This window comes from Streptomyces sp. NPDC055078 (genome assembly GCF_053607985.1).
The window spans coordinates 1-9149 of the sequence record NZ_JBSGUP010000322.1; the positions used below are offsets into that span (position 1 = coordinate 1).

Sequence of the window (9149 nt, forward strand, 5' to 3'; positions counted from 1 at the left end):
GGGCAGCCCCCTTCGTGTGCTCGCGCACTCGGCCTACTTGAGGTCGAACTCCCCGTCCCGGGCGCCGAGGACGAACGCCCGCCACTCCGCCTCCGTGTAGCGCAGCACCGTGTCCGGGTCGAGCGAGGAGCGCATGGCGACCGCTCCGTCCGGCAGATGCGCGATCTCCACCCGCTCCTCGTCCTCGCTCGTCCCGGGCGCGCTCAGCCACTCCACGCCGGAGATGTCGAGGGCGTACAGCTCTTCCTTCACGCGTTCCTTGTCGACTGCCTCGGCCATCGGCGCCGTGCCTCCCAGGGATCTCACTGCTCGTCCAACGAGGTTCTGTGTCCAACGACGTTCCCGGCCCACCCTAAGGGCCTCACCGATCCGGCTGCCAGCCGACCTGGATCAGCGGGGCGCCCCGCTTGCGGGAGACGAAGGTGCCGCGCCCCGGAGGCATCGGCCGCGCCCGCACATTGCCCAGGATGTCGCCCTCGCCCGGGTCCCCGGAGAGGATGACGCCCTGCGCGCCCAGCTCCTTGACGCGCTGCATGAAGGACTCGTACATCGCCCGGGAGGCGCCCGCGGAGCTGCGGGCGACGATGAAGCGGATCCCGACATCGCGCGCGAACGGCAGGTTCTCCACCAGTACCGACATCGGGTTGCCCGAGTTGGTGGCGACCAGCTCGTAGTCGTCGATGATCACGAAGAGCTGTGGCCCCGACCACCAGCTGCGGTCGCGCAACTGCTGCGGGGTGATGTCCGGCTTCGGCGCCCGCTTGCCCATCACGGTGGCGATGGCGTCCATGTGCATCTCCATCGCCGAGGTCATCGGCGCGTACTCCAGCAGATGCGACGACGGCACCGCCTCCAGCATCGTGCGCCGGTAGTCGCCGACGACGATCCGCGCCTCCTCCGGGGTGTATCGCTCGGTGATCCGCTGGGCGATCAGCCGCAGCAGCGCGGTCTTGCCGGACTCGCTCTCCCCGAAGACCAGCAGGAACGGATCGGTCTCGAAATCGACGAACACCGGCTCCAGACCTGTCTCGTCGATACCGATCGCGATCCCCTGCCGCGGCTGCTCGAAGCCCTTCGGCAGCTGCTCGGCGGGCAGCATCCGCGGCAGCAGCCGGATGGCCGGCGCGGGCGGCCCGTTCCAGTGGCTCCTGACCGTCTGGACGAAGGCCGCCGTGCCGTCGGAGAGATCGCCCGCGTCGCTCACCGAGTCGATACGCGGCAGAGCGGTCATGAAGTGCAGCTTCTCCGGCACCTGCCCCCGGCCCGGCACCCCGGTCGGCACGTTCGCCGCCACCTTGCGGTCGAACTCGGAGTCCATGACATCGCCCAGCCGCAGTTCGAGCCGGCCCAGCATCTGGTCCTTGAGCGCGGCCCGCACCTCCATATAGCGGGCGGCGGTGATGACGACATGGATGCCGTAGCCGAGGCCGCGCGCCGTGAGATCGGCGACGACCGGCTCCATCATCTCGTAGTCGTTCTTGAACCCGCCCCAGCCGTCGATGACCAGGAACACATCGCCCCATGCCTCACCCGGCAGCTCGCCCGCCGCGCGCCTGCGCCGGTAGGTGGCGATGGAGTCGATGCCCTGCGCGCGGAAGAACTCCTCGCGCCGGTTCAGCACCCCCAGCACCTCGGCGACCGCGCGCCGTACCCGCTCGGGGTCCAGCCGGGAGGCCACCCCGCCCACATGCGGCAGACCGGAGAGCGAGGACAGCCCGCCACCGCCGAAGTCCAGACAGTAGAACTGCACCTCGGCCGGGGTGTGGGTGAGGGCGAACGACGACACCAGCGTCCGCATCAGCGTCGACTTGCCGGACTGCGGGCCGCCGACGACCATCATGTGGCCCGCCGCCCCCGAGAAGTCGCGGTACAGCACCTCGCGCCGCTGCTCGAAGGGCTTGTCGATCAGCCCGAGGGGGACCGTGAGCCCGCCGGGCCGGGTGTACTCCGTCGCGGTCAGCCCGCGCTCCGGGGTCGGCGCGAGCCCCGGCAGCAACTGGTCCAGCGTCGGCGCCTGGTCCAGCGGCGGCAGCCACACCTGATGGGCGGGCACCCCCTGCCCCTCCAGCCGGCGCACGATCACATCGAGCACCGTGTCCGACAGCGCGTCGTCGTCCGCCGAGCCCGCGGCGGTCGCGGCCGGATCGGGGGCCGCGTACACCACCGGCACCGGAGCCGCCGTGAAGACCGCGGGCCGCCGCTCGATGGGCAGCTGACCCACCGACAGATCCGGCCCGGCGGTGCGGTACGTACCGGAGACATACGCCGCCTTGAACCGGGTCATCTCCTCCGTACCGAACTTCAGATACCCCGACCCCGGCACCGACGGCAGGTGGTACGCGTCCGGCACCCCGATCGCCGTCCGCGACTCGGCGGCGGAGAACGTCCGCAGCCCGATCCGGTAGGAGAGATACGTGTCCAGACCGCGCAGCTTGCCCTCCTCAAGGCGCTGCGAGGCCAGCAGCAGATGCACGCCCAGCGAACGGCCGATCCGGCCGATCTGGATGAACATGTCGATGAAGTCCGGCTTGGCGGTGAGGAGTTCGGAGAACTCGTCCAGCACCAGGACCAGCGAGGCCAGCGGCTCCAGGGGCGCACCGGCCGCGCGGGCCTTCTCGTAGTCATGGATGTTCGCGTAGTTGCCCGACCTGTGCAGCAGCTCCTGCCGCCGCTGGAGTTCACCGCGGATCGCGTCCCCCATGCGGTCGACCAGCGTCAGATCGTCCGACAGGTTGGTGATCACCGCCGCGACATGCGGCATCTGCGACATCCCGGCAAACGTGGCACCGCCCTTGAAGTCAGCGAGCACGAAGTTCAGCGTCTCCGACGAGTGGGTGACCGCGAGCCCCAGCACCAGGGTCCGCAGCAGCTCCGACTTGCCGGAACCGGTCGCGCCGACACACAGCCCGTGCGGGCCCATGCCCTCCTGCGCCGCCTCCTTGAGGTCCAGCATCACCGGCTGGCCGTCCTCGCCCACACCGATGGGCACCCGCAGCCGCTCGGCCGTCGACCGGGGCCGCCAGGTCCGCGCCACATCGACCCCGGCCGCGTCCCCCAGATTCAGCAGATCCGTGAAGTCCAGATTGGCCAGCAGCGGTTCGTCGTTGTCGCCGCCACCCATCCGCAGCGGCGCGAGCTGACGCGCCAGCGCCTCCGCGGCCGGCAGCGAGATCCCGTCCGGGACCCCCTCGTACGCCACCCGATGGCCCGACGCCAGCCGCAGCCGGCCCGGCCGCACGATCACCGAAAGACCACCGCGCGGCTCGTCGAGATCACCGGAGACGACCTCGACGATGGTGACGCCCTGGAGGCCCTCGGCCGCCGCGAACAGCGAGTCCGGCGGCACCATCCCGCCGTCCAGGACGACCAGCACATGCGGCTGGTCCAGCACCGGCTGGTTCTCCCGGCTGAACCGGGGCCGCCCGTCCAGCCTGCTGTGCAGCAACTGCTCCAGCTCACCGAGGTCGTCGCCGAACAGCCGCTTCGTCCCGGCCCCGTCGACCTGCCCCGGCACCTGGGTGTGCGGCAGCCACTTCGTCCAGTCCCACCGCTCCACCGCACCCGGTGCCGCCACCACCGCGACCGTCAGATCCTCGGGGGAGTGCAGGGTGGTCAGCTGGCACACCAGCGCCCGCGCGGCCGACTGCGCCGACTGCGGCTCCCCGGAGATCGTCACGTGATAGAACGCCCGCATCGAGACCGCCATCGGCAGCCCGTCGAGCGACCCGTGCACCGCCAGAAACTGCTGCATCGCCCCCGCCGACAGCGGCTCCAGCTCATCGACCGGCGCGGTGTCCGGCGCCACCAGCGGCGTCGCGAGCTGCTGCGCGCCGAGCCCGACCCGTACCTGCGCGAAGTCGTTGTCGCCCACCCGCCGTTCCCACACCCGCGAACCCTCGGCCACCAGCGACCACAGCTGCTCGGGCGCCGGGTTCAGATACAGCTGGGCATCCCGCTGCCTGCGCGCCGTCCGGCGGATCGACCGCCGGGTCTGGGCGAGGTATTTGAGATAGTCCCGGCGGACATCTGCCATTTGCCCCTGCGTACCCCGGCGGAATCTGACGACCTGTGCGATGACCATCGCGACCGTCGAGAACAGCATCAGCACACCCATGATGCGCATGAACGGCGGAGCCTGCGGCGAGAAGAAGAAGACCACCGACGAACCCATGCCGAGCACCGGCAGGATCTGCATCAGCATGCCCTCCTGCTGACCCCGCGGCAGCTCCGGAGGCGGCTCCAGCGCCAGTTCCTGCGTGGGCACTTCAGGCGGCAGCGACCTCGGCGGGCGTTTCACGACGATCTGGCTCACCGGAGCATCAATCCCTCGATACGGACGAATTCAGGAATGCAGGCGGGCAGCTTCCTCGACCGACGCCCCCGTGAGCGGCGGGCCCCCTCCGCGCGACGGTGATCCTACTTGGGGACCAGGGGCATGCGTCCCGGTAGGGTGGCGCGCGCATGGTGCGCAACCGCGAATCAGGGGGTCCGAACAAGTGAGTACGACCGCAGCGACAGGCTTCTGCCGCGTCACCGTGGTGGCGCCGGACAGCCGGATCGATGTCGCCCTCCCCGAAGACATCGCCGTCGCCGACGTCTACCCCGAGATCCTGCGGCTCACCGGTCAGACGCAGGAGCCGGGCACCCCCACCGGCTACCACCTCGTCCGCCGCGACGGCACCGTACTCGACGGAGCACGCTCACTGGCCGGCCAGCGGGTCCTCGACGGCGAAGTCCTCAGCCTGCGGCCCTTCGCCCAGTCCCTGCCGCCCGCCGTCTATGACGACGTATCCGACGCGGTCGCCTCCGCCGTGCGCCGCGACCGCCATCTGTGGAGCGATGAACTCCTGCGCGCCGCGGGCCTGGTGGGCGGCGTGCTGCTGCTCGTCCTGATGGGCTTCGTCCTCTGGTACGCCGACCCCGTCCGCCACGACATGCACAGCCTGCCCGGCATCATCGCGGGCGCCGGCGGACTCCTGCTCACCGCCTTCGCGGGCGTCCGCGCCCGGGTCTACGCCGACCGCGCAACCGCCGTCGCCCTCGGGCTCGGCGCACTCCCGCTGCTGCTCATCGCGGGGTCCGGCATCATCGGCCCCGACGCGGGCCAGGGACCCGGCAAGCTCCAGTTCCTCCTCGGCTGTGTCACCGTCCTCGTCGCCTCGGTCGCCCTGGTCGCGCTCACCCCCAGCGGGGACGCCCCCTTCGTCGCCGCGACCTTCCTCAGCGCCACCGGCACCCTCGCCACGTTCATCGGCATCCTCACCGAAGCCTCCGCCACCGAGACCGCCGCCGTCGTCGCCCCGGTCGCCATCGGCCTGGTCGCCTTCCTCCCCGGCCTCTCCGCCCGCTTCGCCCGCCTCCCCATCGGCTACGCGTCCCCGCGCAGCGCCGCCGACGACGACTTCAACGCCGACCCCGCCGAGCCGGGCGCGGCCCCCGACGCCGAGCCCGGCCCCGTCGACGGTGAGCGCATCGCGCTCCAGGCCCGCCGCGGCCACGAGATGCTCCTCGGACTGGTCGGCGGCTGCGCGGCGGTCGTCGTCGGCTCCGCCGCCGTGCTCGGCTTCTCCAGCAGCCTGTGGGGCCAGCTCCTCGCGCTGTCGACCGGCCTCGCGATGCTGCTGCGCGCCCGGCTCTTCCGCTACACCTCGCAGGTCGCCTGCGCCCTGGTCGCCGGGATCGCCGCGATCGCCCTGCTGGTCCTCGGCCTCTCCCTGAACCCGCCCGTCGACCTGGTCAAGGACCTGATCATGTACGGCGACCGGGGCGGCCTGGACATCCGTACGATCTGGCTCGCCGCGGCCGTCGCAGCGGGCGCCGCGCTGATCACCGCCATCGGCCTGGTCATCCCCAGGAAGGGCCTCTCACCGTTCTGGGGGCGCCTCCTCGACCTCACCGAGGGCCTGGTGCTGCTCGCCCTCGTCCCGCTCTGCCTCGCCGTACTCGACGTCTTCAACGCCGCCCGCTCCCTGACCAGCTAGCAGGCCCGCTCCCTGACCGGCTGGCCGCCCGCTCCCTGACCGGCTGGAATAGCCTGTCGACCGGGCCGGGAGGGCCGCTGACCCGCTGGTAAGGAGCCTGGCCGGGGGCTGGTAGGCTGGCCGACGGCCGTTTGTGTACGCGTCCCCGGACTCCCTGGGGGCAGCGCTCATCGGACCTTCGCCTCCGAGTCACGGAAGCCCTCCTGAGATCGAGACCAGGGGCACTCGTGGGCGCATAGAACACACCAGAGGAGTACCGAGTGTCTCTCGACGCCGCTACGAAGAAGCAGATCATGACCGAGTTCGGCACCAAGGAGGGCGACACCGGCTCCCCCGAGGTGCAGGTCGCGATGCTCTCCCGCCGTATCTCGGACCTGACCGAGCACCTCAAGACCCACAAGCACGACCACCACTCCCGCCGTGGACTGCTGATCCTGGTCGGCCAGCGCCGCCGGCTCCTGCAGTACCTGGCCAAGAAGGACATCCAGCGCTTCCGCGCGCTGGTCGACCGCCTCGGCATCCGCCGCGGTGCGGCCGGCGGCGCCAAGTAGGACGCCGTGGAGGGGAGCGGTTCCCGGTGAAGAGGGGGCCGCTCCCTTTTGCTGTACGTGCGTGACCGGCTGTACGTGCGTTCCGTACCGGACCGCACTTACTCTGGTCGCACACAGTGCTTCACCTGCACGACCCGATCCACCGCACGCCAGAACGCAGCACTGAACGCAGTACCGAAGAGTGAGAAGCCGACTCGCCGCCGCCGGTCCTCGGTAGTGGCCCCCGGAGAAAAGCCCCCGGGTGCTTCGATCGAAGACCGGCCCGCAGTACGAGAGCTTCTCCGCACGTCCCCCCGCCACACGGGCGAGGAGACGAAAGACGAAACGTAACGGAGAAATCACTAGTGGAGAACGAGACCCACTACGCCGAGGCCGTCATCGACAACGGCTCCTTCGGCACCCGCACCATCCGCTTCGAGACGGGCCGCCTCGCCAAGCAGGCCGCCGGCTCCGCCGTGGCGTACCTGGACGACGACACCATGGTGCTGTCGGCCACCACCGCCTCCAAGAAGCCCAAGGACCAGCTCGACTTCTTCCCCCTGACGGTCGACGTCGAGGAGCGGATGTACGCGGCCGGCAAGATCCCCGGCTCCTTCTTCCGCCGGGAGGGCCGCCCCTCCGAGGACGCGATCCTCACCTGCCGCCTGATCGACCGCCCGCTGCGCCCCTCCTTCAAGAAGGGCCTGCGCAACGAGATCCAGATCGTTGAGACGATCATGGCGCTCAACCCCGACCACCTCTACGACGTGGTCGCCATCAACGCCGCCTCCTGCTCCACGCAGCTCGCCGGCCTGCCCTTCTCCGGCCCGATCGGCGGCACCCGCGTCGCCCTGATCAAGGGCCAGTGGGTCGCCTTCCCGACCCACACCGAGCTGGAGGACGCCGTCTTCGACATGGTCGTCGCCGGCCGGGTCCTGGACGACGGCGACGTCGCGATCATGATGGTCGAGGCCGAGGCGACCGACAAGACGATCGCCCTGGTCAAGGGCGGTGCCGAGGCGCCGACCGAGGAGGTCGTCGCCGCCGGTCTCGATGCCGCGAAGCCCTTCATCAAGGTCCTGTGCAAGGCCCAGTCGGACCTCGCCGCCAAGGCCGCCAAGCCCGAGGGTGAGTTCCCCGTCTTCCTCGACTACGAGGACGACGTCCTCCAGGCGCTCAGCGCCGCAGTCAAGGACGAGCTGGCCCAGGCGCTCACCATCGCGGGCAAGCAGGACCGCGAGAGTGAGCTGGACCGCGTCAAGGCCGTCGCCGCCGAGAAGCTGATCCCGCAGTTCGAGGGCCGCGAGAAGGAGATCTCCGCCGCCTACCGCTCGCTGACCAAGTCCCTCGTGCGCGAGCGCGTCATCAAGGACAAGGTCCGCATCGACGGCCGCGGCGTCACGGACATCCGTACCCTCGCGGCCGAGGTCGAGGCCATCCCGCGCGTCCACGGCTCCGCCCTGTTCGAGCGCGGCGAGACCCAGATCCTGGGCGTCACCACCCTGAACATGCTCCGGATGGAGCAGCAGCTGGACACCCTCTCCCCGGTGACCCGCAAGCGCTACATGCACAACTACAACTTCCCGCCCTACTCCGTCGGCGAGACCGGCCGGGTGGGCTCCCCCAAGCGCCGCGAGATCGGCCATGGCGCGCTCGCCGAGCGCGCCATCACCCCGGTCCTGCCGTCGCGCGAGGAGTTCCCCTACGCGATCCGCCAGGTCTCCGAGGCGCTCGGGTCCAACGGCTCCACCTCCATGGGCTCGGTCTGCGCCTCCACCATGTCGCTGCTGAACGCCGGTGTGCCCCTCAAGGCCCCCGTCGCCGGTATCGCCATGGGCCTGATCTCCCAGGAGATCGACGGCAAGACCCACTACGTCGCCCTCACCGACATCCTCGGTGCGGAGGACGCCTTCGGCGACATGGACTTCAAGGTCGCCGGTACGAAGGAGTTCGTCACCGCCCTCCAGCTCGACACCAAGCTGGACGGCATCCCGGCCTCCGTCCTGGCCGCGGCCCTCAAGCAGGCCCGTGACGCCCGCCTCCACATCCTCGACGTGATGATGGAAGCGATCGACACCCCGGACGAGATGTCCCCCAACGCCCCGCGGATCATCACCGTCAAGATCCCCGTGGACAAGATCGGCGAGGTCATCGGCCCCAAGGGCAAGATGATCAACCAGATCCAGGAGGACACCGGCGCCGAGATCACGATCGAGGACGACGGCACCATCTACATCGGTGCCGCCGACGGCCCGGCCGCCGAGGCCGCCCGCGCCACGATCAACGGCATCGCCAACCCGACCATGCCGGAGGTCGGCGAGCGCTACCTGGGCACGGTCGTCAAGACCACCACCTTCGGTGCCTTCGTCTCCCTGCTCCCGGGCAAGGACGGCCTGCTGCACATCTCGCAGATCCGCAAGCTCGCCGGTGGCAAGCGCGTGGAGAACGTCGAGGACGTCCTCGCGGTCGGTGCCAAGGTCCAGGTCGAGATCGCCGAGATCGACTCCCGCGGCAAGCTCTCCCTGATCCCCGTGATCGAGGGCGAGTCCGATGACGCGGGCTCCGACGACAAGAAGGACGATGCCGCCAAGTGACGCCGCGCAGTCCCCGAGCGACGGCCCGCGCCTCTTCCCAGGCG

At 70.3% G+C, this 9149-nt stretch carries 5 protein-coding genes; 3 read left to right on the forward strand and 2 right to left on the reverse strand.

The window, feature by feature from the left end:
* Positions 1–33: 33 nt before the first annotated feature.
* The gene (locus tag ACWF94_RS24385; protein ID WP_453492249.1) at positions 34–279 is read right to left on the reverse strand and encodes a DUF397 domain-containing protein; all 246 of its coding nucleotides are present in this window, start codon (positions 277–279) and stop codon (positions 34–36) included.
* An 82-nt stretch (positions 280–361) separates the two neighbouring features.
* The gene (gene eccCa, locus ACWF94_RS24390; RefSeq protein ID WP_453492252.1) at positions 362–4312 is read right to left on the reverse strand and encodes a type VII secretion protein EccCa; all 3951 of its coding nucleotides are present in this window, start codon (positions 4310–4312) and stop codon (positions 362–364) included.
* Positions 4313–4496: 184 nt separating this feature from the next.
* Between eccCa and eccD the strand changes: the two genes are divergently transcribed.
* The 3 genes from eccD to ACWF94_RS24405 all read left to right on the forward strand — a co-directional run bounded on the left by eccD (position 4497) and on the right by ACWF94_RS24405 (position 9105).
* A complete protein-coding gene (gene eccD / locus ACWF94_RS24395) occupies positions 4497–5981 on the forward strand; it encodes a type VII secretion integral membrane protein EccD (RefSeq protein ID WP_453492255.1) in 1485 nt (494 codons plus the stop codon).
* 260 nt (positions 5982–6241) lie between these two features.
* Complete coding sequence (gene rpsO, locus ACWF94_RS24400) at positions 6242–6532, forward strand: 30S ribosomal protein S15 (protein ID WP_093600212.1); 291 nt, start codon at positions 6242–6244, stop codon at positions 6530–6532.
* Positions 6533–6876: 344 nt separating this feature from the next.
* Positions 6877–9105, forward strand: a complete 2229-nt coding sequence (locus ACWF94_RS24405; RefSeq protein WP_453492258.1) for a polyribonucleotide nucleotidyltransferase — start codon at positions 6877–6879, stop codon at positions 9103–9105.
* The last annotated feature ends 44 nt before the right edge of the window (positions 9106–9149 follow it).